This window comes from Arthrobacter sp. UNC362MFTsu5.1 (genome assembly GCF_000685965.1).
GTDB lineage: Bacteria > Actinomycetota > Actinomycetes > Actinomycetales > Micrococcaceae > Arthrobacter.
The window spans coordinates 112121-135487 of sequence record NZ_JMLE01000012.1 but is presented as its reverse complement, the minus strand read 5'-3'; the positions used below and the strand labels follow the sequence as shown (position 1 = coordinate 135487).

Here is a 23367-nt window from a genome sequence, read left to right as displayed (position 1 = left end):
GGCTCCTCAGGAAAGTGTGTGGGAAAGGGTCAGTAGCTGGCGGGGGTTCCGCCGGGCTCAGGCGCCGGAACACTGGGGACGAATTCGGCGGCGAGTGCCTCGGAGCCGCGGGCCAGGAGCGCGACGTCGGCACCCACCAGCACAAACGACGCACCGGCTGCCAGGTAGCTGCGGGCGGTGTCCTTGTTGAACGCGTTGACGCCCGCGGGCTTCCCCGCCGCTGCGGCGGCCGCAAGGCAGCGTTCGACGGCGGCGCGCACCTCGGGGTGTTCCTGCTGTCCCAGCACGCCCATGGACGCGGCGAGGTCGGAGGGCCCCAGGAAGATGGCATCCACGCCGTCCACCGCCAGGATCTCCTCCACCGCTGCAACGGCAGCTTCGGACTCGATCTGGACGGTGACGCTGATGGTTTCGGATGCCCGGCCCAGATAGTCCGGGATGCGGTTCCACCGGGACGCCCTGGCCAGTGCCGAGCCCACGCCGCGGACGCCGTGCGGCGGATACCGGGTGGCCGCCACCGCGGCTGCGGCCTCCGCGGCGGAGTTCACCATGGGCACTAGCAGGTTCTGGACGCCGAGGTCCAGGTACTGCTTGATCACCACAGTGTCGTTGACGGGAGGCCGGACCAGGACCTGGACCGGGTAACCGCGGACGGCCTGCAGCTGGGCCAGGATGGATTCCAACCCGTTGGGGCTGTGCTCGGCGTCAATCAGCAGCCAGTCCAGCCCGGCCCCGGCGCACAGCTCTGCGATCAGCGGGCTGCCGGAACAGACCCACATTCCTGCGAGCGGACGCCCGGCATTGCCGGTTTGGTTGCGGAGTGCGTCCCGGAACGTGGCGTCAGGCTCTACTCGAACCGGCATGTGACAACTCCCAGGGGTCCATAGTCGGCGTGCACGGTGTCGCCCTTATAGACCCAGAGCGGGCGGGTGAAGGAGCCGGCCAAGATGATGTCCCCGGCCTTCATCCCGTCGCCGTGCGCGGCTATCTTGTTGGCCAGCCAGTGCACCCCGTTGGCGGGGTGGTCCAGGACTCCGGCGGCCACGCCGGTCTCTTCCACGGTCTGGTTCTTGTAGAGGATGGCCGAGACCCAGCGGAGGTCGACGGCGTCGGGCTTGACCGGGCGGCCGCCCACCACCATGGCGCCCATCGCGGCGTTGTCCGCGATGGTGTCCACGATGGTCCGGCCCTCCATTTCGATCCTGGAGTCCAGGATCTCGAGGGCCGGAACCACGTAGTCGGTGGCGTTCAAGACGTCGAAGATCGTGCAGCCCGGGCCTTTGAGCGCGTCCTTCAGGACAAACGCCAGCTCCACCTCCACCCGCGGATGCGTGTACCGGTCCCACTCCACCGAGCAGCCCGTTTCCAGGACCATGTCATCGAAGATGGCACCGTAGTCCGGTTCGGTGATGCCGGTGGCGGCCTGCATCGCCTTGGACGTGAGGCCGATCTTGCGGCCCACGAGCTTCCGGCCGGCGTCTTCGTTGCGGTTCCGCCACAGCTGCTGCACGGCGTAGGAATCCTCCACCGTCATCTCCGGGTAGCGGGAGGTCAGCCGGGGCACCGGCTTGCGGTTCCGGCCGGCCTCGAGCAGTTCGTCCGCGATGGCCTCGATCGTCTTGGCATCCAGCATGGCTACAGCTGCGCCCCGAGCTTGAAGCCAGTTTTCTGTTCGACGGCGTCGGCACCTTCTCCTTCTGTTTTACGGGTGTAGGAGAATCCGTCGGCGCCCACGGTCACGGCCATCTCCGAGGCGTCGGTGCGCTGGATGACGGGCTGCGGGTTGCCGTCGAGGTCCAGGACCAGGGAGGCCTCGGTGTACCAGGACGGGACCACGGGGTTGCCCCACCAGTCGCGGCGCTGGTTGTCGTGCACGTCCCAGGTGATGGTGGGGTTGTCCGGGTCGCCGGTGTAGTAGTCCTGGGTGTAGATCTCGACGCGGTGGCCGTCCGGGTCCAGGATGTAGAGGTAGAACGCGTTGGACACGCCGTGCCGGCCGGGACCGCGTTCGATCCGGTCGCTGATGCGCAGGGCGCCCATCTTGTCGCAGATCTGGATGATGTTGTGCTTCTCGTGCGTGGCGAAGGCGACGTGGTGCATGCGCGGGCCGTTGCCCCCGGTGAGGGCGGTGTCGTGGACGGTCTGCTTGCGGTGCATCCACACGGCGTAGGAGACGCCGTCGGAATCCTGGATGTCCTCGGAGACGCGGAAGCCGAGGTCCTCGAGGTACTTGCGGCCGCGGGGCACGTCCGGGGTGACCTGGTTGAAGTGGTCCAGCCGGACGAGTTCCCCGGCAGAGTAGAGGTCGTAGCGCTGGGTGAGGCGTTCCACGTGCTCCACCTCGTAGAAGAACTCATACGGGAAGCCGAGCGGGTCCTCCACGCGGACGGAGTCGCCGACGCCCTTGGTGAAGCCTTCCTTGCGGCGTTCCGTGCGGCAGCCCAGCTCCTTGTAGTAGGCCTCGGCGGCGTCCACTTCGGCGGGGGACTTCACCCGGTAGGCAAAAGCGGCGACGGCGGCGATGGGCCCCTTGCGCAGCACCAGGTTGTGGTGGATGAACTCCTCGAGGGAGCGCAGGTAGATGTTGTTTTCGTCTTCTTCGGTGACGTGCAGGCCCAGGAGGTCAACGTAGAACTCGCGGGACTTGGCGAGGTCGGTGACCACGATTTCCATGTAGGCGCAGCGGACGATGTCCGGAGCGGGGACGGAGGGCTTCGGGATGACGTTGTTCATGGTGTTCTCTCTTCGTTGAAAGGGGTTTCTTTCCCAACTAGGTAGCAGTAAGTGTCGTTTTGGGGGCTCATAACGACAACAATTGCGACCCAGTTGGGCTGCTGGTGGTGACTAGGCGCCGAACTTAGGGGTGTGGACGGAACCGAGCGTGATGTGCACGGCTTGCTGGTCGGTGTAGAAGTCGATGGAGCGGTAGCCGCCCTCGTGGCCCAGGCCCGAGGCCTTGACGCCGCCGAACGGGGTGCGGAGGTCGCGGACGTTGTGGCTGTTCAGCCACACCATGCCGGCCTCCACGTTCTGGGAAAAGTTGTGCGCCCGGGTGAGGTTCTGGGTCCAGATGTAGGCCGCCAGGCCGTACCTGGTGTTGTTCGCCAGGGCGAGGGCCTCGTCGTCGTTCTCGAACGGGGTGATCGCCACCACCGGGCCAAAGATTTCCTCCTGGAAGATCCGCGCGTCAGGGGCGACGTCGGCGAACACCGTGGGGGCAATGTAGTTGCCTTCGGGCAGGCCCTCCGGCCGTCCGCCGCCGGCGAGCAGCCGGCCTTCGGACTTGCCGATCTCCACGTAGGAGGCCACCTTCGCGAAGTGCTCCGGGTGGACCAGGGCCCCCACCTGCGTCTTGGGGTCATGCGGATCGCCGACGACGATGTTCTTGGCGCGGGCGGCGTACTTCTCGCAGAACTCGTCGTAGATGGCGCGTTCCACCAGGATGCGCGAGCCGGCGGTGCAGCGCTCGCCGTTGAGGGAGAAGACCCCGAACAGGGCTGAATCGATCGCTGCATCCAGGTCGGCGTCGGCGAACACCACGCACGGGGACTTGCCGCCGAGCTCCATCGAGAGGCCCTTGAGGTTGGCGGCGGCGTTCCGGAAGATCGTCTGGCCCGTGGTGGTCTCGCCGGTGAACGAGATCAGCGGGACGTCCGGGTGCTTGACCAGCGCGTCGCCGGCTTCCTCGCCGAGGCCGTTGACCAGGTTGAACACCCCGTCCGGCAGGCCGGCGTCCTTGAAGATCTGCGCCCAGAGCGAGGCGGAGAGCGGGGTGAATTCGGCGGGCTTGAGGACCACGGTATTGCCGGTGGCCAGGGCCGGGGCGAGCTTCCAGGACTCCAGCATGAACGGGGTGTTCCACGGCGTGATGAGCCCGGCGACGCCGATCGGCTTGCGGTTCACATAGTTGATCTGCGAGCCCGGGACTTTCATGGCGTCGTCGAACTGGGCCACGATCAGGTCCGCGAAGAAGCGGAAGTTCTCCGCCGCCCGGAGCGCCTGGCCCTTGGCCTGGGTGATCGGCAGGCCGGTGTCGAAGGTCTCGAGTTCGGCCAGGCGCTCCTCCTGGGCTTCGACGGCATCCGCGATTTTGTTCAGGATGCGGGCACGTTCCCGCGGCTTCATCTTCGGCCAGGGCCCGTTCTTGAAGGCTTCGCGGGCCGCGGCAACGGCGAGGTCGATGTCCTCTTTCTGCCCGGCGGCGGCGGTGGCGTAGTTGGTGTTGGACACCGGGTCCAGGACGTCGAAGGTCTTGCCGCCCACCGAATCAACAAATTCACCGTTGATGTAGTGCTGGATGTGGGTGGGCAGGTCCTGCGGAACGTAGTGGGCGGTGGTTTCTGCGGCAGTCGTCATCATTGAGTCCTATCGGTGGTCATTACTGCTTGGTTTGTGCGAGGTAGGCGTCCAGGGTGGCGCTGCGGTGGAGCCGTGCTGCTTTTTCGATGGTGTCGGCGTCGGCACCGGTTTCAATGAGCTTCAGGAGGGCTTCGTGTTCGTCAACCGAGTCGTGGGCCCTGCCGGGTACGAACCGGAAGGTGGAGGAGCGGAGCGACGCAAGCCGGTTCCAGCCGCGGTGGACCAGGTCCAGGATGTGCGGGTTGGGGCAGTGCTCGAACAAAACGCTGTGGAAGTCCTGGTTCAGCCGGGTGAACCGGACGGGGTCGAAATGCTGCAGGCAGTCGCGCATTTCCTCGTTCACGGCCCGGGCCCGGGCCACGTCCGCCGCCCCGATCAGGGGAGCGGAGAGCGCGGTGGCCGCACCTTCGACGATGCTCAGGGTCTGCATCGTGTAGAGGAACTCGGTGGGGTCGATGCCGGATACTGTGGCGCCGACGTTCCGTTCGAACTTCACCAGCCCCTCGGCTTCGAGCCGGCGGATGGCTTCGCGGACCGGGACAACGCTGACGCCCAGGTCTTCGGCGATCTTGGCCAGCACCAGCCGGTAGCCGGGGGAGTAGGTGCCGTCCACGATCCGTGCCTTGACGGCGGCGTACGCCTGCTCGGATTTGCTGCCGGCGGCAATCACCGTCTCAGTCATTGGCTTTGCCTGCTTCCCATTGCTCATACTTGCCCCGCCACTCTGCATTCAGCGGGTAGAGGCCGTCCACGCTGTGGCCCTGTGCCACCATTTCGGCGATGAAGACCTCCTCGCGTTCCTGCGCGATGGAGTCGTCAGCGAGTTCTTCGGCGAGGGCCGGCGGGATGACCAGGATGCCGTCCGAGTCGGCCACGATGATGTCCCCGGGCTGCACGGTGGTGCCGCCGCAGGCGATGGTGATGTCCGTGTCCCACGGGATGTGCCGGCGTCCCAGCACGGCCGGGTGCGGGTTGGCGTAGTAGGTGGGCATGTCCATGGCGGCCACGGCGGCGAAGTCGCGGACACCGCCGTCGGTGATGATGGCTGCGGCGCCGCGGACCTGGGCGCGGAGGGCCAGGATGTCGCCGATGGTGCCCGTGCCCTTTTCGCCGCGGGCCTCCATCACCAGGATCTCGCCCTCGTTGACGGAGTCGATGGCTTTCTTCTGGGCGTTGAATCCGCCGCCGTGGGTCTTGAAGAGGTCTTCGCGGTTGGGCACGTAGCGCAGCGTCCGGGCCAGGCCCACGATCCGCTTCTCCGGCCGGGTGGAGCTGAGGCCGTCGATGCTGACGTTGTTCAGGCCGCGCTTGCGCAGCTGGGAGGACAGGGTGGCGGTGCAGACGCTTTCCAGCTTGGCCTTCAGCTCCGGGGAAAGGACGGGCCCGACGGCGGCGCCCGCCACGGGTGCCAAACCGGCCGCTTCCCGCGAACCGTAGGCCTCCTCCCGCTGGAGATCATCGGTCTTGGGCCGGGCGCCGAAGTCCGCGAACGGCGTCGTGCCTTCCTCCACGGCGGTGACCAGGCGGCCGGTGGTGAGGGCGCCGTCCGGAGTGCTTACTTCAACCTCGACGACGTCGCCCGGCTTGGCGACCGACGCCCCGGCCGGGGTGCCGGTGAGGATGATGTCGCCCTCTTCGAGGGTGAGCAGCTGCGACAGGTCGGCCACGAGCCGCGCGAACGGGAAGAGCAGGTCTTCAGTGGTGTCGTCCTGGACCAGGTTGCCGTTGTGCCAGGTGCGGATGCGCAGTTGTTCGGGAGTAACGGCGTCAGCTGCAATCAGTCCCGGGCCCACCGGGGTGAAGCCGTCCCCGCCCTTGGACCGGAGGTTGGAGCCCTTGTCCGCGTAGCGGAGGTCGTAGACGCCGAGGTCGTTGCTGGCGGTGATCCATTCGACGTGGCTCCAGGCGTCCTCCACGCTGACGCGGCGGGCCGGCTTGCCGATGATCAGGGCGATCTCGCCCTCGTAGCCGAGGAGTTCGCAGCCGGCCGGCCGTTCCACTGTTGAGGGTGCTTCCGCTGAGCCGGTTGCCAGCGAGGACGAGGGCTTCAGGAAGTAGGAGGGCTGCTCCGGAGTGCGGCCGCGCTGGGCTGCCCGGCTGGGGTAGTTGATGTGCACCGCGATGACTTTGCGGGCCGCGGCCAGGAGATGGTCGGTGACCTGTTCCAAGAGTTACTCCTCATCGAGTACGAAATCGTATACGAAAACTATTGCCTACGACGGGCGTAACGTCAACCCCTTGTTTCCGGGTGTTTTCAAGGCACTTGTAACCCGGGTCATATCTGCGTACAGTTTTGAAATGAAGAGCATTTTTCTATTATCGAACTTCAAGTTCTAATATAGAACACAAATCCTGGCGATAGTCAGCCACACAACGAAGTGAGGAAAGCCCGTGCAGTTCCACCACCACGGTTACGTGTCCACCGACCCCAGGGTCCAGCCGGCCGCCGGAGTTGGCATCAACCGGCCCGCGGAACTTCCCGACGAGGTCGACGTCCTGATTGTCGGCACAGGTCCTGCCGGCATGCTCGCCGCCGCCCAGCTGTCCCAGTTCCCGGGCATCACCACACGCATCGTGGAGCGCCGCGCCGGGAGGCTTCCCATCGGCCAGGCGGACGGCATCCAGGCGAGGAGCGTGGAGACCTTCCAGGCCTTCGGTTTCGCCGAGCGGATCATCGCCGAGGCGTACCGGATCACCGAGATGGCGTTCTGGAAGCCGGACCCCGCGGACCATTCACGCATCATCCGCGGCGCCCGTGCCGTCGACGACGAGATGGGCATCAGTGAATTCCCGCACCTCATCGTCAACCAGGCGCGGGTGCTGGACTATTTCGCGGAGTTCATGGCCAATTCACCCACGCGCATGGCTCCCGACTACGGCTTTGAATTCCGCGGACTGGAGGTCGCCGAGGAAGGCGAATACCCCGTCACCGTGACGCTGGTCCACACCGCCGGCCCCGATGAAGGCAAGGAACGCATTGTCCGGGCCAAGTATGTGATCGGCGCCGACGGTGCGCGCAGCAAGGTCCGCGACGCGATCGGCTGCACCCTCGCCGGCGATGCGGCCAACCATGCCTGGGGTGTGATGGACGTCCTCGCCGTCACCGACTTCCCCGATATCCGCACGAAGTGCGCCATCCAGTCCGGCTCCGGTGGCAGCATCCTGCACATTCCCCGCGAGGGCGGATACCTGTTCCGCATGTACGTTGACCTGGGCGAGGTGGACCCGAGCGACAAGGGTGCCGTCCGCAACACCTCCATCGAGGAGATCATCCGCAGGGCGAACGAGATCCTCCGCCCCTACACGCTCGATGTCCGCGACGTCGCCTGGCACAGCGTCTACGAGGTGGGCCACCGCCTCACCGACCGGTTCGACGACGTCCTGCCGGAGCAGCGCGGCACCCGGACGCCCCGCGTGTTCATCACCGGCGATGCCTGCCACACGCACAGCGCCAAGGCAGGCCAGGGCATGAACGTTTCCATGCAGGACGGTTTCAACCTGGCCTGGAAGCTCGGCCACGTCCTCGAGGGCCGCAGCCCCGAGAGCCTGCTGACCACCTACTCGGACGAACGCCAGGTCATCGCCAAGAACCTCATCGACTTCGACAAGGAGTGGTCGACGATGATGGCGAAGAAACCCGAGGAATTCGACAGCCCCTCCGAGCTCGAGGACTTCTACGTGAGCACGGCAGAGTTCCCCGCCGGCTTTATGACCCAGTACGCCCCCTCCATGCTCACCGCCGAAGCCGAACACCAGGCCCTGGCCGCAGGCTTCCCCGTGGGCAAGCGCTTCAAGTCGGCCCCCGTGGTGCGCGTGGGCGACACCAACCCGCTGCACCTGGGCCACCATGCCACGGCGGACGGGCGGTGGCGCATCTACGTCTTCGCTGACGCCGCCCTCCCGGGCGCCGAAAAGCAGGGTGCCGCGTCAGCCGTGGCCGACTTCGCCGAGTGGATCGCGAACTCGCCGGACTCGCCGCTGGCGGCCACGCCGTCGGGCGCTGATCCCGACGCCTGGTTCGACGTGAAGGTGATCTACCAGCAGCCCCATGCGGACATCGACATCAACGCGGTTCCGGCGGTGTTCAAGCCGCAGGTGGGGCCGTTCCAGCTCACGGACTACGAGAAGGTCTACGCCACCGACCCCAAAGCGGACATCTTCGAGCTGCGCGGGCTGGACCGCGGCGGCGTCGTGGTGGTGGTGCGGCCGGACCAGTACGTGGCCGATGTCCTTCCCCTGACCGCGACGGCTGAACTTGGTGCATTCTTCGCGCCCCTCCTGGCCTCCGGCAAGCGCGCGGGGGTCTGACGGCAACGGCCCGGCCGGTGCTGGCCGACGTGCTCAAGGAGTTCACGAAACTGGGCCGCCCGGGAACTCCGTCAGGCAGCGGTGGCCTGCGCCGTCCGGTAGTCTGCGGCGGCGTAGACGCCCAGGATGCGCACCTCGGTAGTGAAGAAGTCCAGTTCCTCCAGGGCGAGCTTCAACGGCAGGTCCTCCGGGTGGCCCTCGACGTCGGCCATGAACATGGTGGCGGCGAACTCATTGCCCACCATGTAGCTTTCCAGCCGCGTCATGTTCACGCCGTTAGTGGCGAACCCGCCGAGCGCCTTGAAGAGTGCAGACGGAACATTGCGGACCCGGAACAGGAAGCTGGTCACAGCCGGTCCGGGCAGATCCTCCCTGGTCGGCAGGTCCTTTTCGGGAGCGAGGACCACGAAGCGGGTGGTGTTGGACGGGTCATCCTCCACCCGTGAGGCCAGCACCTCGAGGCCGTAAATGCTGGCTGCGAGCGGGGGAGCGAGGGACAGTTTGGCGGGGTCGTTCCATTCCCGGACTTCACGGGCGGAACCCGCGGTGTCTCCTGCGATAACGGGGCGCAGCCCGGCTTCGCGGATGAGGCGCCGGCACTGTCCCAGGGCATGGATGTGGCTGTGGACCTCGGTGGCCCCTTCGATGGTGCTGCCGGGGATGCCCAGCAGGTCGAAGTGAATGGGCAGGAAGAACTCGCCCACGATCTGCAGTCGGGACTGCGGCAGCAGGATGTGGATGTCCGCCACCCGGCCGGCGATCGAGTTCTCGATCGGGATCATGGCGAAGTCGGCGGCTCCCGTGGACACCAGTTCGAAGGCATCTTCAAAGCTGGCGCACGGAACGCTTTCCACGCCGGGGAACATCTGCATGCACGCGATATTTGAGTTGGCGCCGGGCTCACCCTGGTACGCAATTTTCTGGGTCACGATCCGTATGGTTTCACGACTCGCGCCCGCCCGCCCAAGTGAGTAGCAGCAGGTGTCGTTTTGACGGCCCAAAACGACACCTGCTGCGACCTAGTTGGGCGGGGCGTCGGGCGGGGCGTTGGGTTGGGCGTTGGGCGGGGCAGGTCAGCCCAGCGCCAGCCGCATCGAGACCTGGTACCGGTCGGAGCGGTACGTCGAGATGGAGTACTCGATAGGTGTGCCCGGGTCTTCCTGGCCGGTAAACGAACGGCGCCTGAAGAGGAGCACCGGCGCCCCGGGCTCGATGTCCAGCAGGGCCGCCGTGTCCTCCGGGGCGGCGGCGGCCTCCACGGTCTGTTCCACATGCTGCACCGGATGGCCGGACGCGGCGAGGACGCGGTAGAGGGACCCCGTCAGGTCCTCCGAGAGCAGGTCCGGCAGGAGTCGGGGCGGGAGCCAGGATTCGTCCACGCTGACGGGTGCCCCGTTGGCCAGGCGCAGCCTGCGGACCTGGTAGGCCTCCTGCCCCGGCGGCAGCCCCAGGTGCTCGGACGCCGCCGCGGGCGGCTCCGCGGTGGAGGCCGTAATGACGCGGGTGCTGGGTTCGAAGCCGGCCGCCCGCATGTCCTCATTGAAGGAGGCCAGGTGCAGGGTCGAACGGACCAGCCCGTGCGAGACGAAGGTCCCCTTGCCCTTGATCCGGACCAGGGCGCCGTCCTGGACGAGGTCCGAGATGGCCCGGCGCACCGTGATGCGCGAGACGCCGAACTGCTCCTCCAACTGGCGTTCGCCCAGCAGGGCGTCCCCGGGCCGCAACGTGGTGGCCACCAGGTCCTGGAGCTGCCTGCGCACCCAGACGTGTTTGAGTTCCCCTGCCGTATCCATGTCCCTATTTTTCCGGAATTTTCCCGGGCAGGCTGAACAGGTACCCACCGGCTTCCACCCGGCCGCCCGGGGCCGGAGGCTCAATGGCGTCCGGTGCGCTGTCCAGGATCACCACGGGACTGCACATGCTGAGGTTTTTCGAGCGGACAAAGGCCACGTCAACGCTGATCATGGGATCGCCGGCGCGGACCTGGTCGCCCTTCTGCGCCAGCACGCTGAAGCCCTCGCCCTTCAGCCCGACCGTATCGATGCCCACGTGGACCAGCACTGCGGGTCCTGAGGCGTGCTGGACGATGTACGCATGCGGCATGACCTTGATGACCTTGCCGTCCAGGGGCGCGACGGCGGTGATCACCCCGGCGTCATCGTCCGGCACGACGGCGGCACCTCCGCCGACGAGTCCCTTGGCGAACACCGGGTCCGGCACCTCGCTGAGCGGGATGAGCCGCCCGGGCAGGGGAGAAGCCACACTGATGGCCCCGGCCGGTGCGGCCGTGCCCACTTCAGGAGCCATGCGTACCTCAGGCGTGCTCACATCAGGTCCTGGATGTCTTCGGCCAGGCTTTCCGCCTCGGGGCCCACCACAACCTGGACCACCGTGCCGGACATCATGACGCCGTGGGCGCCCGCGGCCTTGAGGGCTGCCTCGTCAACCTTTCCCGCATCCACCACTTCGGTGCGCAGGCGGGTGATGCACCCCTCGATCTCTTCAACGTTCTCGGCCCCGCCCAGGGCGGCGAGGATGATTTCTGCTTTGGACATGTCCACTCCTGTTGGTCGTTTTGCGGTGAGTCCGGCCGGTCCTGAAGCATTTTTCCTGCCTGAGGTTGACAACTAAGCCCGGTGCACTTCACAGTGATGATTGTCACTGGTTATAACCAGTTAGCAAAACTCTACTGAATCCCGCATCCCCGCACAAGCACCGCCTTTTCGAAACGAGGAACCCCATGTCCACGGAAAACCCGTCCGCTTCCGCCGCGGCAGGCCCGCTGGCCGCACCGGCCCCGGGCAAGGCCAAGGGCAGCGGCAAAGCGCTGCAGAACCTGCAGCGATTCGGCCGCAGCCTCATGCTCCCCATCGCCGCCCTCCCCGCCGCCGCGCTCCTCCTGCGCCTGGGCCAGGACGACCTGCTGGGCAGGTTCGAAGGCCTCACCACCGTTGCCCAAGTGATCGGCGCCGCCGGCGGCGCCCTGTTCGAGAACCTTCCGCTGCTCTTCGCCGTCGGCATTTCCTTCGGCTTCGCCAAGAAGGGCGACGGATCAACGGCGCTGGCCGCCGTCGTCGGCTTCCTGGTCCTGACCAACGTCTTCAAAGTCATGGCACCGCTGGTGCTGGGCGCCGCCCCGGAGGGCGGCAAGGATCCCGTCATCAACTACGGCGTGCTCGCCGGCATCGTGATGGGCCTGACCACGGCGTGGCTGTGGCAGAAGTTCCACCGGACCACCCTGCCGGACTGGCTCGGATTCTTCGCCGGCCGCCGCCTGGTGCCCATCCTGACCTCCTTTGCCGCCATCATCATCGGCGTGGTCATGGCCCTCATCTACCCGTTCTTCAACTCCGGACTGACGGCCGTGGGCAACACGGTGGCGGACAACACCGTGGTGGGCAGCGGCATTTATGGCACGCTCAACCGGCTGCTCATCCCGCTGGGACTACACCACATCCTGAACTCGATCGTCTGGTTCATCATCGGCGACTACAACGGCGCCCACGGCGACCTGAACCGGTTCTTCGCCGGTGATCCCTCCGCCGGCGTGTTCATGACCGGGTTCTTCCCCATCATGATGTTCGCCCTGCCCGCGGCCGCCCTCGCGATCTGGCACGAGGCCAAGCCGTCCCAGAAGAAGATCGTGGGCGGCGTGATGCTCTCCACCGGCCTCACCGCCTTCCTCACCGGCATCACCGAACCGCTGGAATTCTCCTTCATGTTCGTGGCCTGGCCGCTCTACATCGTCCACGCCGTCCTGACCGGAACGTCCATGATGCTGGTCAATTTCCTGGGCATCCATCACGGATTCGGCTTCTCCGCCGGTGCCATCGACTACGTCCTCAACTTCGGGATCGCGCAGAACCCGCTGTGGCTGGTGCCCATCGGCCTGGGCTACGCGGCCGTGTACTACGTGGTGTTCCGCTTCGTGATCCGGCGCTGGAACCTCCGTACCATGGGCCGCGAAGACGAAACCGACGAGAACGGTTCGATGGCCAAAGCCGATGCAAGCTGAAGCCGGCGCACCGGGGCTGACCCTGCCGGGGCTGCGTGGGCGCCTCGTCACCGGCCGGGCAGGGGACGGCGTGATCGAGGACGGCACCGTGGTGATCGCCGGGGGGAGCATCGAGTGGTGCGGCCCGACGGCGGAACTGCCCGCCGGCGTCGACGTCGAAACAACGCAGGTTCCGGTCATCCTGCCGGGGCTGGTGGACGTGCACTGCCACGGCGCCGTGGGGCACACCTTCTCCGCGGATGCCGACGGCGCCCGCCGGGCGGCGGATTATCACGCCGGGCAGGGTACGACGTCGGTGCTCGCCTCGCTCGTTTCGGCGCCGTCGGAGGTACTGCTCGAGCAGATCACGGCGCTGCGGGAGCTGGTGCAGGACGGCACCCTGGACGGCCTGCACCTGGAAGGACCGTTCATCACCAGGAGCATGTGCGGGGCCCAAGACCCGGCGGCCATCATCGACGGCGACCCGGCGCTGCTGCAGGAGTGGCTTGAAGCGGGGCAGGGAACGGTGCGGTCCATCACGCTGGCACCGGAAACGCCGTACTTTGCCGAACTCGTGGCCCTGTGCCGGGACTATGGCGTGGTTCCGTCCCTTGGCCACACCGGCGCCACGGCGGCGCAGACGCGGGAAGCCCTGGGCTGGGCCTTAGACAGCGACGACGCCGGCCCGCTGGCCGGCGGCGGCGGTCCCTGGTCCGCCACGCACCTGTTCAACCGGATGCCCCCGCTGGGGCACCGGACGCCCGGACCAATCCCCGTCCTGCTACAGGCCGCACGGCAGTCGCCCGGCCGGATGGTCCTGGAACTGGTCGCCGACGGCGTGCACCTGGACCCGGAGATCGTCCGCATGGTCTTTGACCTGGTGGGCCCGGGCTCGGTCGCGCTGATTACGGATGCCATGGCAGCGGCCGGAATGTCCGACGGCCACTACACCCTCGGCAGCCTGGACGTGCTGGTCCGGGACCGGGTGGCGCGCCTGGTCCCCGCGGAAGGCGATGCCCGGCCCGGTGCCATCGCCGGGGCAACCAGCCTGCTGCTGGAAAACGTCCGCCGCTGCGTCGAATGGGGAGTGCCCCTGGCTGATGCTGTCACGGCGGCGTCGGCCACACCCGCCCGCCTGATCGGCCTGGACCGGCCGGGGTCCGGACAGATTGGCTCCCTCACCAGGGGGTACCGCGCCGACATCCTGGTGACCACCGAAAAACTCGAACTGCTGCAGGTCTACCGGGCCGGCACACCACTAACGCAGGAAAGGAAAACGCGTGCAGATTATTCTGTGTGAGTCCGCGGACCACGTAGGGGGCCGGGCCGCTGACATCATCGAAGCCAGGGTCCGCCAGGGCCCGGCCGTCCTCGGGCTGGCCACGGGCGGTTCGCCGAAGTCCACCTACCAGGAACTGATCCGCCGGCACCGCGAAGAGCAGTTGGGCTTCAGCCAGGTCACGGCCTTCACCCTGGATGAGTACGCCGGGCTGCCGCCGGAGCACGAGCAGAGCTACTACTCCACCATCCGGCGGGAATTCGTCGACCACGTGGACCTGCCGCTGGCGCAACTCATGACCCCGCACGGGGATGCTCCGGACCTCGTCGCGGAAGCCGAGCGCTACGACGCAGCCATCACGGCGGCCGGCGGGGTGGACATCCAGATCCTCGGCATCGGCGCGAACGGCCATATCGGGTTCAACGAGCCCACCTCGTCGCTGGTCTCCCGTACCCGGGTGAAGACCCTTGCCGGAGCCACCCGCGCCGACAACGCGCGTTTTTTCCCGGCCGGCGACGTTCCCAGGCTGTGCCTGACCCAGGGGCTCGGGACGATCCGCGAGGCCGGGCTGGCGGTCCTCGTGGCCATGGGGGACAACAAGGCTGATGCCGTCCAGGCCATGGTGGAAGGCCCGGTCAGCGCACACTGCCCGGCGTCGGTGCTGCAGCTTCACCGCCGGGCCGTGGTCATCCTGGATCCGGCGGCCGCGTCCCGCCTGAGCCTGCTGGACTACTACCGCGAAGCCCAGGAGTTCAACGACCAGCTGGGCCAAACGCCCACCCGGCCCTGGCTGCGGCAGCCGGCTTAGGAATACACGCAGCCAGCTCAGGAGAACACAAAGAATCCGAGGCTTGTCCGCGATCGCCTACCTTGACGGTACGGCTTGGCGGACAAGCCTCGGATTCATTACGGGAGCAGCGGCCAACGTCTGTTCCCGCGCTCGGCTCGGGGACCTTAGGCGCGGTGGGGCGAGCCGAGCTCCACGGGCTCTTCGTCGCTGAGGTAGGCGGCCTCGGAGTGCGCGGCGATGTCGATGCCGCGCAGTTCGTCGGCTTCATGGATGCGCAGGCCCATGGTCATGTTGAGGACCTTGGCGATGATCCACGTCACCACGAAGGAGTAGGCGAGCACGGCCAGCGTGGCGATCGTCTGGACCCCGAGGAGCTCAAAGCCGCCGCCGTAGAACAGCCCGTTCACCTTGTTGGGGGCGGCCTCGGTGGCGAAGAAGCCGATCAGGAGGGTTCCCAGGATGCCGCCCACCAGGTGGACGCCCACCACGTCGAGTGAATCGTCGAAGCCGAGCCGGAACTTCAGCTCAATGGCCAGGGAGCACACGGCGCCGGCGATGAGGCCGATGGCCAGGGCGCCCAGGGGGCTGACGGCGCCACAGGCAGGAGTGATGGCAACGAGGGCCGAGATCAGGCCGGAAGCTGCGCCCATGCTGCTGGCGCTGCCCAGGCGGATGCGCTCCACGAGCGTCCAGGCGAGCAGGCCGGCACACGCGGCGACGGCGGTGTTGAGGAATACCACGGACGCGGACTGGCCGGCGGTGAGTGCGGACCCTGCGTTGAAGCCGAACCATCCGGCCCAGAGGAGCCCGGCGCCCACCAGCACCAGCGGACGGCTGTGGGGTTTGGTGTGTTCGCTCTTGGGCCAGCCGGCGCTGCGTCCGAGGACCAGGGCGAGGGCGAGGGCCGCGATTCCCGCGTTCATGTGGACCGCGGTACCGCCGGCGAAGTCGACTGCCTTGAGGCTGTTGACGATCCAGCCGCCGGTCACGGAGCCGTCCGCCGAGGTGAAGGCGAACACCCAGTGGGCGACCGGAAAGTAGACCAGCGTGGCCCAGAGGGCGGCGAAGGTCATCCACGCGCCGAACTTCATTCGTCCGGCGGCAGCGCCGGCGATGATTGCCGTGGTGATCCCGGCAAAGAACAGCTGGAAGGCTGCGAACAGGGCCGTGGGGATGGGCGCGTTCGGGTCCTCGGCCAGTAATTTCTCCATGCCGAAGTACTCGGTGACATCACCGAGGAGTCCGGCGCCACCAATGGAATTGCCGAAGACCATGGAGTAGCCGAACACGGCCCACAGGACGGCCACGATGCTCATTCCGCCGAAGCACATCATCATCATGTTCAGGATCCTGCGGGAACCGACCATGCCTCCGTAGAACAGGGCAAGGCCGGGGATCATGATGCACAGTAGTGCGCCCGCGGCGAGGATCCAGGCGACGTCTCCAGAATTCATGGAACTCCAATCAGAAGGGGGTATCCGCCGGGGAAACGGCGGCACAAAAAAGTAACCGTGGGATGAAACCATGATTCGTGACAGTGAACGATTGTGGGTTTCGCGGGCGTAAATTTCCGGTTGCGATCGCGATTGGCCACGTCACGCCGATTTAACAAGCGGGGCGCACGCCTGTAACATCCATTTGACTACTGTGGTTCAACAACGTTTCCCCTCAGGTAACACCAATTGAACAGGACAGTTCCGATGACCAGTGTCGCAACCCCTGAAGTACCAAGCGCCCCAGCGCTATCTACCGCCCCATTGCCGGCCGAGGCTGACCACATCTCCCTCGCGGACATCGCCAGGGCCCATGACGTGCGGTTCATTCTGGCCACGTTCGTCGACATGACGGGCAAGCCGTGCGCCAAGCTCGTTCCGGTCGAAGCCGCAGACCAGCTTGAGGCCGGCGCCATGGGGTTTGCCGGCTACGCAGCAGGGCTGATCGGGCAGAAGCCGCAGGATTCGGACCTCATTGCCATTCCTGATCTGGCGTCCTTCACCCCCGTGCCGTTCATCAAGGAAGGGCTCGCGGTCATCCACTGCGACCCGCACGTGGACGGCAAGCCCTGGCCCTACGCCCCGCGCGTCATCCTCAAAAACACGCTCGCCCGCCTGGCCGGCCAGGGAATGCAGGCCAAGGTGGGGGCGGAAGTGGAGTACTTCCTCGTCAACAAGAACGCCGACGGTTCCCTGAGCACGGCCGACGCCCGCGATGACTCGCCCCGGCCCTGCTATGACGCGCGCGGCGTCACCCGCATGTATGAGCACCTCACCTCCATCTCGGAGGCGATGAACGGCCTCGGCTGGGGCAACTACGCCAACGACCATGAGGACGCCGCCGGGCAGTTCGAGCAGAACTTCAACTACGCCGACGCCCTCACCACGGCCGACCGCGTGGTCACCCTGCGCTACATCCTGAACGTCCTCGCGGAACAGCGCGGCATGACCGCCACCTTCATGCCCAAGCCCTTCACCGACCGCACGGGCACGGGCCTCCACTTCCACCTGTCGCTGTGGTCCGGCGCCGAGGCGCTGTTCCCGGTTGAGGGTGGAGCGGACGACGGCGGCAGGGGACTTGGGCTTTCGGCCCTCGCCTACTCGTTCATCGGAGGGATTTTGGACCACGCGCCGGCACTGCAGGCGTTCCTGGCCCCCACCGTCAATTCGTACAAGCGCTCCGGAGCCACCACCAGCTCGTCCGGAGCCACCTGGTCTCCCCGGAAGGCCTCGTTCGGGGGCAACGACCGCACCCATATGATCCGCGTGCCGGACAACAAACGGATCGAACTCCGCTCCGGGGACGGTTCAGCCAACCCCTACCTCGCCATTGCCACGGCCATCTCGGCAGGCCTGGACGGCGTGGAAAACTCCGTGGATCCGGGGCACCCGTCGGGCCCGGGCGAGTCCAAACCGGACGCCCACCTGCTGCCGGCCACCCTGCTGCACGCCGTGGAGGCCCTGCGCCGGGACCCGGTGATCCTGGCCAGCCTCAGCGGAGACGCGGAGATCGGCAAGTACTACGCCGACGCCAAGGAAGAGGAATTCCTCAGCTGGCACAACCAGGTCAGCGACTGGGAAGTCCGCACCTACCTCACCTCGATCTAGCAACTCCCACCCAGTAAAGGAATCCCACCATGTGCGGAATCGCCGCGCTGCAGCTGCGCAACCCCCTGCTGCACCCCCAGATGGGCAGCCTGCTGTCCTCGATGATGTGCCAGATCGTGGACCGCGGACCGGACTCAGCCGGCCTCGCCGTCTACAACACCCCGGGCCTGGTCTCGGCCGGAACCTCCACCCTCAGCCTGCTGGGCAAGGACCAGGGCATGGCGCTCCCGGAGGTAAAGGCCTCCCTTGACGCGATGCTTCCGGCCGACGCCGCCGCTGCAGTACGGGTGGTGGGTGACACCACCCTGGTGAGCGCCGCCGTCGGAACCGATCTCCTGGTGAAAGCGGTCAGCGAAACCCTTCCCGGCTCCACCATCATCGGCCGCGGCGAGCACGTGGCCGTGATGAAGAGCGTGGGCCACCCGATGGACATCGCCGCCGAGCACGGGCTCGAGGCCATGTCAGGCAGCCAGGGCCTGTCCCACACCCGGATGGCCACCGAGTCCGCGGTGACCGCCGGCGGCTCCCACCCGTTCTCCGTGGCCGACGACCTGTGCCTGGTCCACAACGGCTCCTTCTCCAACCACGCCACCGTCCGGCGCGACCTGAAACGCGAAGGCGTGGTGTTCGACTCCGAAAACGACACCGAGGTGGGCGCCCGCTACGTGGCTTCCCGCCTGCAGCAGGGCGACACCCTCGAAGAGGCGCTCGTGAACCTGGGCAAGGTGCTGGACGGTTTCTACACCCTGGTGGTCACCACCGCGGACAGCATGGCCGTGGTCCGCGACCCCATCGCCTGCAAGCCCGCCATCATCGCCGAAACGGACGACTACGTGGCCATGGCCTCCGAATACCGTGCCCTGGCGGCCCTGCCCGGCATCGAAAACGCCCGCATCTTTGAACCGGAACCCGGAAAGGTCTACACATGGTCACTCTGACAGCCCCCGAAACCAGCACGGACACGAACGCTGAGGCAGCCCAGCACGCCGCTAGCACTGATTCCTTCAGCGTGGATCTGGCCGGCAGCCCCGTCCGCGAACTCAACCAGGCACTCCACAACGCGGTTGACGGGCAGTCCTGGACCGTCGCCAACCCCGAAGGCAAGCACAGCCTGGCCGTGGGAATCGACGCCCGGGTCAGCGTCACCATCAACGGCCACGCCGGCTACTACGCGGCCGGGATGCACCAAAAAGGCGACGTGACCATCAACGGCAATGCCGGCGTCGGACTGGCCGAGAACATCATGTCCGGCCGCGTCCACGTCAAGGGAGACGCCTCCCAGTCGGCCGCCGCCACCGGGCACGGCGGGCTCGTGGTCATCGACGGCAACGCCAGCGCCCGCTGCGGCATCTCGATGAAGGGCGTGGACATCGTGGTGGGCGGCAACATCGGCCACATGTCCGCGTTTATGGCGCAGGCCGGACGCCTGGTGGTCTGCGGCGACGCCGGCGAAGCGCTGGGCGACTCCATCTACGAAGCCCGGATCTACGTCAAGGGCACCGTGGCCTCGCTCGGCGCTGACTGCATCGAAAAGCCCCTGAAGGAGGAGCACCTGGCCGAACTCGGCGAACTGCTGGCCGCGGCCGGCCGCACCGACAACCCGGCGGACTTCAAGCGCTACGGATCGGCACGGAACCTCTACCACTTCAGCGTCCACAACTCGACGTCGTACTAAGGACAACGCCATGACCATCACCTCACTGCCTGCCCCCGCACAGGCACCCGCCACGCCCGCCCAGCACACTGAGGAGCTCGGCCTGCGTGAATCGGCAACGTTTGACCGCGCCACCATCGCGGACATCCAGCGCGCGGCCGCCACCGGCGTGTACGACATCCGCGGCTGGGGCGCCAAGCGCAAGGTCCCGCACTTCGACGACCTGCTGTTCCTCGGCGCCTCCATGTCCCGCTACCCGCTGGAGGGCTACCGCGAAAAGTGCGATACCGACGTCGTCCTCGGCGACCGGCACGCGAGCCGGCCGCTGCACCTGCAGACCCCGGTGACCATCGCCGGCATGAGCTTCGGCGCGCTTTCGGCAAACGCCAAGGAAGCGCTGGGGCGCGGCGCCAGCGAGGTGGGAACCTCCACCACAACGGGCGACGGCGGCATGACGCCTGAGGAGCGCGGCCAGTCCAAGCACCTCGTGTACCAGTACCTGCCCTCCCGCTACGGCATGAACCCGGACGACCTGCGCAAGGCCGACGCCATCGAGATCGTGCTCGGCCAAGGTGCCAAGCCGGGCGGCGGCGGCATGCTCCTGGGCCAGAAAATCACTGAACGCGTCGCCGGCATGCGCACCCTGCCCGTGGGCATCGACCAGCGCTCCGCCAGCCGCCATCCGGACTGGACCGGCCCGGACGACCTGGAAATCAAGATCGGCGAACTGCGCGAAATCACCGACTGGAAGACGCCCATCTACGTCAAGATCGGCGCGTCCCGCCCGTACTACGACACCGCCCTGGCCGTGAAGGCCGGAGCCGACGTCGTTGTGGTGGACGGGATGCAGGGCGGCACCGCCGCCACGCAGCAGGTGTTCATCGAAAACGTGGGCATCCCCACCCTGGCCGCCATCCCGCAGGCGGTCCAGGCGCTGCAGGAGCTCGGTGTGCACCGGAAGGTCCAGCTCATCGTTTCCGGCGGCATCCGCACGGGCGCCGACGTCGCCAAGGCGATGGCCCTCGGTGCCGACGCGGTGGCCATCGGCACCGCGGCACTGATCGCCCTGGGCGACAACGATCCCCGCTACGCCGCCGAATACGCCGCCCTCGGCTCGGCCGCCGGCTACTACGACGACTTCCAGGACGGCCGCGACCCCGCAGGCATCACCACCCAGGACCCGGAGCTCTCCTCCCGCCTGGACCCGGTGGAGGGCGGCCGACGCCTGGCCAACTACCTGCGCGTCCTGACCATGGAAGCCCAGACCATCGCCCGGGCCTGCGGCAAGTCCCACCTGCACAACCTCGAACCCGAGGACCTGGTGGCGCTGACCATCGAAGCGTCCGCCATGGCGCGCGTACCCCTGGCCGGAACCAGCTGGATCCCCGGCGCGAAGTAAACGGAGCAAAGTGATGACGGAATCATCCGAATACGTGGTGGTGGGCGCCGGGCTGGCCGGCGCCGCCACGGCCTGGCAGCTCGCCGCGCAGGGCCACAACGTCACCATCCTGGAACGCTCAGTCCCGGCAGCCCATGACGGCAGCTCCCACGGCTCGGCGAGGATTTTCCGCTACGCCTACCCGGACGAGTTCTACACGCGGGCGGTCCAGGAGTCGAAGGTCCTCTGGGACGAACTGGACCAGGCCAGCGGGCTGGAACTCATCACCCCGTTCGGCGCGGTGGACTACGGCCCGGAACGGCAGCCGGAGCAGCTCGCCCGGGTCCTCGCCGGCGCCGGCGTGGAGCACGAACTCCTCGGCGCGGCCGAGGCCCGGGAGCGCTGGCCGCAGTTCTCCTTCGACACCCCGGTGCTCTGGCACCCGGGCGCCGGGGTGATCGACGCCGAGAGCTCGGTCAACGCCATGGTCGACCAGGCGGTGAAGCACGGAGCCACGCTGCTGACCGGGTGGAACGTCGCCCGTGTGGAACGGCAGGGCTCCGGCTACCGCGTGCATTCGGCAGCAGGAGAGGTGATCGACGCCGGGAACGTCATCATCGGCGCCGGCGGCTGGCTGCCATCACTGCTGGGACAGCTGGACCTCCCCGCAGGGTTCCTTGCCGCGCTGCCGGAGATCACCGTCCGGCAGGAGCAGGCCTTCCACTTCCGCTACCGCGATCCCGACGGCGCTGCGGCGTGGCCCACGTTTATCCACAAGAGTGCCGCCATCCAGACCTACGGACTGCCCGGCGGACGGGATGCCGGCTTCGCCGGGCAGAAGGTGGCCGAATACAACGGCGGCGGCCTGATCCCGTCCGCCGCCGAGCAAAGCGGCCTGGTGGACCCGGACAACCGGCGCCGGGTGGTGGACTATGTGCAGAAGTACCTCCCCGGCCTCGATCCGGAACCGTATGCCGAGACCACGTGCCTGTTCACCAACACGCCGAACGAGGACTTCCTCATCGACCGGGCGGAGGGCATCACGGTCCTCTCCCCGTGCTCGGGACACGGTGCGAAGTTCGCGCCGCTGATCGGGCAGTGGGCGGCCGGCCTGGCCACCGGCGCCGGCGATGTTCCGGCCCGCTTCCGCCCGGCAACCGCCCGGATCGGCACCCCCTGAGCTGTCGGTGCCGGCTGAACGGCCAGCTCCTGCACCTGCAAACACCTATCGAACGGAACCGCCCGTGACCTCTTCTGCGACCAAACCTGCAACCGACACCGTCTCCGGCCTGATGCGGGACATCTCCGGCGTCGGCACAGACTCGCGCCGCGGCGGATACTCCCGCCCGGTCTTCTCGAACGCCGAAACCGACCTGCGCGGCTGGTTCATCGAGCAGGCCGGGCGGCGCGGGCTGGACGTCAGCACCGACAACAACGGGATCATCTGGGCCTGGTGGGACACTGCCACCGGCACGCGCAGGGACGCCGTCGTCACCGGAAGCCACCTCGATTCCGTCCCCGGCGGCGGCGAGTACGACGGCCCCCTCGGCGTCGCATCGGCGCTGGTCGCCGTCGACATCCTGAAAAGCCGGGGCCTCCGCCCCCGGAAGCCGCTGGCAATCGCCGTCTTTCCCGAGGAGGAAGGCTCCCGCTTCGGCGTCGCCTGCCTGGGCTCCCGGCTGCTCACCGGAGCCCTGGACCCCAACAAGGCGCGCAACCTCAAAGACGCGGACGGCAACACCTACGCCGACGTTGCCGCTGCCAACGGGCAGGACCCCCGGTTCATCGGCGCCGACCACAAAACCCTCCAGCAGCTGGGCATGTTCGTTGAACTCCACGTCGAACAGGGGAGGGGACTGGCCGACCTCCGCCAGCCGGTGGCCATCGGCTCGTCCATCCTGGGCCACGGCCGGTGGAAGCTCTCGGTGACCGGCCAGGGCAACCACGCCGGAACCACGCTGATGAAGGACCGCAGGGACCCGATGATTGCCGCAGCCAAAATCATGATCGGCATCCGGGACACGGCGAGGAACTACAAGGACGCGCGGGCCACCGTCGGCAGGCTGCAGCCCGTGCCCGGCGGGACCAATGTGATCGCCTCCCGGGTGGATCTGTGGATCGACCTGCGGCATCCGCGGGACGAAGTGACCGCGGCCCTGGTGGAATCCATCCACCTCAACGCCCAGGTCATTGCCGCCGAGGAAGGGTGCGCGGTGAGCTTCGGCGTGGAATCGCTGAGCCCCACCGTGCACTTCGACACCGGCCTGCGTGACCGGCTCAGGACCCTGCTCCCGGACGCGCCGGTCCTGGACACCGGGGCAGGCCACGACGCCGGTGTCCTCGCCGGCCACATCCCCACCGCCATGCTGTTCGTCAGGAACCCCACCGGCATCTCACATTCACCCGAGGAACTGGTGGAGGATGCCGATGCGGAAGCAGGAGCCCTGGCCCTGGCGGACACCCTGGCTGGGCTGGTGGGCGAAGCCCGGAGGCTCGGGTAGGAA

The 23367-nt window shown here is 67.3% G+C and carries 21 protein-coding genes; 10 read left to right on the top strand and 11 right to left on the bottom strand.

Annotation, left to right across the window (positions count from 1 at the left end):
• Positions 1 to 29 precede the first annotated feature (29 nt).
• The 6 genes from BS38_RS0113285 to BS38_RS0113260 all read right to left on the bottom strand — a co-directional run bounded on the left by BS38_RS0113285 (position 30) and on the right by BS38_RS0113260 (position 6527).
• Positions 30 to 863: an HpcH/HpaI aldolase family protein gene (locus BS38_RS0113285; RefSeq protein ID WP_028271255.1), complete on the bottom strand. Its 834-nt coding sequence runs from the start codon at positions 861 to 863 to the stop codon at positions 30 to 32.
• Positions 848 to 1633: a 2-oxo-hept-4-ene-1,7-dioate hydratase gene (gene hpaH / locus BS38_RS0113280; protein ID WP_028271254.1), complete on the bottom strand. Its 786-nt coding sequence runs from the start codon at positions 1631 to 1633 to the stop codon at positions 848 to 850. Before hpaH ends, BS38_RS0113285 begins: the two co-directional genes overlap by 16 nt.
• 2 nt (positions 1634 to 1635) lie before the next feature.
• The gene (gene hpaD / locus BS38_RS0113275) at positions 1636 to 2733 is read right to left on the bottom strand and encodes a 3,4-dihydroxyphenylacetate 2,3-dioxygenase (protein WP_028271253.1); all 1098 of its coding nucleotides are present in this window, start codon (positions 2731 to 2733) and stop codon (positions 1636 to 1638) included.
• Between the two features lie 111 nt (positions 2734 to 2844).
• Positions 2845 to 4356 carry a 5-carboxymethyl-2-hydroxymuconate semialdehyde dehydrogenase gene (gene hpaE / locus BS38_RS0113270; RefSeq protein ID WP_028271252.1) on the bottom strand — a complete coding sequence of 504 codons (1512 nt, stop codon included), beginning with the start codon at positions 4354 to 4356 and terminating at the stop codon, positions 2845 to 2847.
• Between the two features lie 22 nt (positions 4357 to 4378).
• Positions 4379 to 5041 (bottom strand): GntR family transcriptional regulator, encoded by a 663-nt coding sequence (locus BS38_RS0113265; protein ID WP_028271251.1) that lies wholly within the window; start codon positions 5039 to 5041, stop codon positions 4379 to 4381.
• On the bottom strand, positions 5034 to 6527 hold the full coding sequence (locus BS38_RS0113260; RefSeq protein WP_028271250.1) for a fumarylacetoacetate hydrolase family protein: 1494 nt from the start codon (positions 6525 to 6527) through the stop codon (positions 5034 to 5036). Before BS38_RS0113260 ends, BS38_RS0113265 begins: the two co-directional genes overlap by 8 nt.
• A gap of 223 nt (positions 6528 to 6750) precedes the next feature.
• On the opposite strand from BS38_RS0113260, the gene BS38_RS0113255 reads away from it, so the two are divergent.
• Entirely contained in the window at positions 6751 to 8667 is a 1917-nt protein-coding gene (locus tag BS38_RS0113255; protein ID WP_028271249.1) for an FAD-binding monooxygenase, read from the top strand.
• A 71-nt stretch (positions 8668 to 8738) separates the two neighbouring features.
• Here BS38_RS0113255 and BS38_RS0113250 read toward each other — a convergent pair whose 3' ends face one another.
• From BS38_RS0113250 to BS38_RS0113235, 4 genes are all read right to left on the bottom strand, one after another.
• Complete coding sequence (locus BS38_RS0113250; RefSeq protein WP_028271248.1) at positions 8739 to 9596, bottom strand: prephenate dehydratase; 858 nt, start codon at positions 9594 to 9596, stop codon at positions 8739 to 8741.
• 144 nt (positions 9597 to 9740) lie between these two features.
• Positions 9741 to 10460, bottom strand: a complete 720-nt coding sequence (locus BS38_RS0113245) for a GntR family transcriptional regulator (RefSeq protein ID WP_028271247.1) — start codon at positions 10458 to 10460, stop codon at positions 9741 to 9743.
• A 4-nt stretch (positions 10461 to 10464) separates the two neighbouring features.
• Entirely contained in the window at positions 10465 to 10995 is a 531-nt protein-coding gene (locus BS38_RS0113240; RefSeq protein ID WP_231511242.1) for a PTS sugar transporter subunit IIA, read from the bottom strand.
• On the bottom strand, positions 10992 to 11294 hold the full coding sequence (locus BS38_RS0113235; RefSeq protein ID WP_081818893.1) for a glucose PTS transporter subunit EIIB: 303 nt from the start codon (positions 11292 to 11294) through the stop codon (positions 10992 to 10994). Before BS38_RS0113235 ends, BS38_RS0113240 begins: the two co-directional genes overlap by 4 nt.
• Before the next feature lie 113 nt (positions 11295 to 11407).
• Between BS38_RS0113235 and BS38_RS0113230 the strand changes: the two genes are divergently transcribed.
• From BS38_RS0113230 to nagB, 3 genes are read left to right on the top strand one after another with little or no spacing between them, the layout of a single operon-like run.
• Positions 11408 to 12682, top strand: coding sequence for a PTS transporter subunit EIIC (locus tag BS38_RS0113230; protein ID WP_197024941.1), 1275 nt, complete (start codon positions 11408 to 11410; stop codon positions 12680 to 12682).
• Positions 12672 to 13961, top strand: coding sequence for an N-acetylglucosamine-6-phosphate deacetylase (locus tag BS38_RS0113225; protein WP_043438597.1), 1290 nt, complete (start codon positions 12672 to 12674; stop codon positions 13959 to 13961). The genes BS38_RS0113230 and BS38_RS0113225 overlap by 11 nt, the downstream gene beginning before the upstream one ends.
• Positions 13942 to 14748 carry a glucosamine-6-phosphate deaminase gene (nagB, locus tag BS38_RS0113220; protein ID WP_028271242.1) on the top strand — a complete coding sequence of 269 codons (807 nt, stop codon included), beginning with the start codon at positions 13942 to 13944 and terminating at the stop codon, positions 14746 to 14748. Before BS38_RS0113225 ends, nagB begins: the two co-directional genes overlap by 20 nt.
• Before the next feature lie 146 nt (positions 14749 to 14894).
• On the opposite strand, the gene BS38_RS0113215 is transcribed toward nagB, so the two are convergent.
• Positions 14895 to 16184 (bottom strand): ammonium transporter, encoded by a 1290-nt coding sequence (locus tag BS38_RS0113215; protein WP_028271241.1) that lies wholly within the window; start codon positions 16182 to 16184, stop codon positions 14895 to 14897.
• 246 nt (positions 16185 to 16430) lie between these two features.
• Between BS38_RS0113215 and glnT the strand changes: the two genes are divergently transcribed.
• The 6 genes from glnT (at position 16431) to BS38_RS0113185 (ending at position 23364) form a co-directional block, all read left to right on the top strand.
• Positions 16431 to 17831 carry a type III glutamate--ammonia ligase gene (gene glnT / locus BS38_RS0113210; RefSeq protein ID WP_028271240.1) on the top strand — a complete coding sequence of 467 codons (1401 nt, stop codon included), beginning with the start codon at positions 16431 to 16433 and terminating at the stop codon, positions 17829 to 17831.
• Positions 17832 to 17860: 29 nt separating this feature from the next.
• Positions 17861 to 18769 carry a glutamine amidotransferase gene (locus tag BS38_RS0113205; protein ID WP_028271239.1) on the top strand — a complete coding sequence of 303 codons (909 nt, stop codon included), beginning with the start codon at positions 17861 to 17863 and terminating at the stop codon, positions 18767 to 18769.
• Entirely contained in the window at positions 18757 to 19506 is a 750-nt protein-coding gene (locus BS38_RS0113200) for a protein glxC (protein WP_028271238.1), read from the top strand. Before BS38_RS0113205 ends, BS38_RS0113200 begins: the two co-directional genes overlap by 13 nt.
• A gap of 10 nt (positions 19507 to 19516) precedes the next feature.
• A complete protein-coding gene (locus tag BS38_RS0113195) occupies positions 19517 to 20884 on the top strand; it encodes an FMN-binding glutamate synthase family protein (RefSeq protein ID WP_051628897.1) in 1368 nt (455 codons plus the stop codon).
• Positions 20885 to 20897: 13 nt separating this feature from the next.
• Positions 20898 to 22043 (top strand): FAD-dependent oxidoreductase, encoded by a 1146-nt coding sequence (locus BS38_RS0113190; RefSeq protein ID WP_028271236.1) that lies wholly within the window; start codon positions 20898 to 20900, stop codon positions 22041 to 22043.
• 64 nt (positions 22044 to 22107) lie between these two features.
• The gene (locus BS38_RS0113185; protein ID WP_043438593.1) at positions 22108 to 23364 is read left to right on the top strand and encodes an allantoate amidohydrolase; all 1257 of its coding nucleotides are present in this window, start codon (positions 22108 to 22110) and stop codon (positions 23362 to 23364) included.
• The last annotated feature ends 3 nt before the right edge of the window (positions 23365 to 23367 follow it).